The 1889-nt window shown below is 32.4% G+C and carries 1 protein-coding gene and 1 pseudogene; one reads left to right on the plus strand and one right to left on the minus strand.

The genetic code is table 11. From position 1 onward, the window contains the following. Positions 1-74 precede the first annotated feature (74 nt). Positions 75-977 carry a hypothetical protein gene (locus ACT3RN_RS15340; protein WP_109590329.1) on the minus strand — a complete coding sequence of 301 codons (903 nt, stop codon included), beginning with the start codon at positions 975-977 and terminating at the stop codon, positions 75-77. Positions 978-1543: 566 nt separating this feature from the next. Between ACT3RN_RS15340 and ACT3RN_RS15345 the strand changes: the two are divergent. After that, positions 1544-1889: pseudogene (locus ACT3RN_RS15345) on the plus strand (hypothetical protein); the annotation flags it as partial.

Raw genomic sequence — 1889 nt, forward strand, 5'->3', positions numbered from 1 at the left:
TTTTAAGTTGAGTATTATTTAGTGTACATATCAGTGTACATGAAATTCACTTTTCATATTACTACTACTATTTTTTATTCAGTACTATTGTAAGCTTCATCAATCAGTTGCTGAAGATACTCTGCGCTACTTACTCCATACTCGCTAGCTAATTTTTTAAGCCTATTCATATGGCGTCTGGTTAAGAAGTGCTCTTGAGCAGTCTCGGCGTCTCTCTTACCTTGAAATCTTCTTTGAGTCCATGCATTACGCATTTTTCTGATTATTTCTTTTTTATGTAGGCTCATCTTATATGGATGATTATTTCTATGACCAAAAATATCTAGCGCGTCTAGAGATGCGCAGATCTGTATATAGTAAGTGCTCAGATCATTACTTAGGAATAATGGGTTCTCGATAAGATATCCATATTTACTTAAGTAGCTATGCGCCCAAAAAATTTGTTTCTCACTTTTTCTATCTAACCATTCTAGGTCTTGCGGTGTAGTCAGTACTTTATTATACAAGCTTTTAGCTTCGTTCATAAAGTTTCTTTTCCATTCAACTCTATAATCATTATATTCAACCCCATCCCTGTCTAATGAAATTATGTTTGTCAAATCAAAACACGTAATCAAGTTGTTTTGAAAGTCAGCGGAGTAATTTCCCCAGAAAAATGAAAGATTATGCTTATATTTATACGAGTAATGATCGAACCATAAAGCTGCTGTTAGATCATTTTTTAGCCAAGCTATAGACTCATCAGGCAATACATTAGATTTAGAAAAACTAACAAGTGATTCTCTATAACTTTCTGTTAACTCAAGGCTATTACAAGTAGTGTTTAGATACTCTAAATCGTTAGGAAGGTCCACGTTATATCCATCTAAAGTCAATTCATTTAACGCAATATTAACCTGCCTTTGAGTTAGTTTAAGATTCCTACCTTTCTGCTTATTAGAGTTTACTACAGAATCTCTGATAAAATTATCAGTCATTTTTTATCCTTCAGTTGGTTATCTAAGTAATATTCTACTAAAGTTTAAATAATTTTAAAATAAAAAACTAATAATATTTAAATAAATTAATAGTAATAATATAGTAATAATTTTTTCATATAAATACTTACTATGTCAATATTTCATTGGTCTAAGATGGCTTGGTATCAATAGTATGTCAAGTAAAATGCGCAGTACCAATAATTTGTTAAAGATTGACTTCGATATTTTTACTTTGGTGTAATATATATTACAGATGTGCTGACGCGTTTCCCGTATGCATAAAAGTTGGTAAGTGTGACTTCTGATGTATCATTCAAAACTTGTTGTCAGCTAAATGCACCAATCACAATATCCTCGATATACACTGCATTCCATACGAATATAGTCAAATATACTATCGATATTCCAGCAGTATTTATAAGCTACACTAATGGGTTATTTATATTATTATATATAGCAGCGTCACCACGCTGCCTATCAGCCAACCAAATTACCAGCAGAAAGAATTAAAAAATATGGCATGACTCTACTATGTGCAAGACAAACCACATAGGAGTAATACCATGAAATACATCAACCGCAACCAAACAGAAGTATTTACTAAAGTTCATCAATTAGTAATCAATATTATCTTTCGAGACTTGGATATTGATTCGGTAATGGACAAACTGAACGATCTATATCAATCATTTATGTATCACTACGAGGCTGATGAAGGGCTTGTTTATTTAAAGCCTATTGATATTTTCTTTCGTAATGCACAGCGTATTGTTGGTGATCAATACCCTGATGAAGTGATTTGGGAACACAACAACGTAAGTGAGCTGATCGATATATTGATGTACTATAAAAGAGAGGTTGAGCGTGAGCGGAGTGTTTTGATATATCAGGAAAGGCAAAACAAGAAGG

The sequence above is a fragment of the Psychrobacter sp. AOP5-GZ1-6 genome, assembly GCF_052376345.1.
Lineage (GTDB): Bacteria > Pseudomonadota > Gammaproteobacteria > Pseudomonadales > Moraxellaceae > Psychrobacter.

What these genes read in the sequence shown, in the direction of transcription:
- ACT3RN_RS15340 (WP_109590329.1), bottom strand. Translation starts at nt 977, where the DNA reads ATGACTGATAATTTTATCAGAGATTCTGTAGTAAACTCTAATAAGCAG.